Here is a 436-nt window from a genome sequence, read left to right on the forward strand (position 1 = left end):
GGTTGCCCGTACCCGGTCACTTCGGGCGTGTCGGCTGAGGAGGACTGTGATGCGAACCGACCCCATCGAACCGCGGGGAGAATACCGGTCGGAACCCGACCTCGGCCGTTCGATCACGGAGGCTTTCCATGACGTTCTGGACGCCCTGGGCGCCGCACGCGCCGAGCTGCGCACAACCGATGTCTTTCTGCAACACAGGCCCAGTGGGCCCGCGCTGGGGACGAGTCCGCAGTCCCCGCCCCTGCCTCACACCGGGTGGCGGGACGACCACGGCCGCAGTCGCCCGCCGTCTCTGCCCGATGTCGCGGCCACCGAGTCGTCGCGCGAATCTGCTTCCGGCGTCGAGAACTGGGATGCGTTCCGGCCGCGGAAGGAGATGAGCCCGGCGTCCGGGGAGCGCACCACTGTTTCGGAAGCAAATGCCGTACAACCACTG

At 68.3% G+C, this 436-nt stretch carries 1 protein-coding gene; it reads left to right on the forward strand.

Annotated features, from left to right (window positions below; genetic code table 11):
- Positions 1–49: 49 nt before the first annotated feature.
- A partial coding sequence (locus CAY82_RS26925; protein ID WP_218190859.1) for a hypothetical protein occupies positions 50–436 on the forward strand: 387 nt, incomplete at its 3' end.

The organism is Pseudomonas sp. SID14000 (assembly GCF_002165135.1).
Lineage (GTDB): Bacteria > Pseudomonadota > Gammaproteobacteria > Pseudomonadales > Pseudomonadaceae > Aquipseudomonas.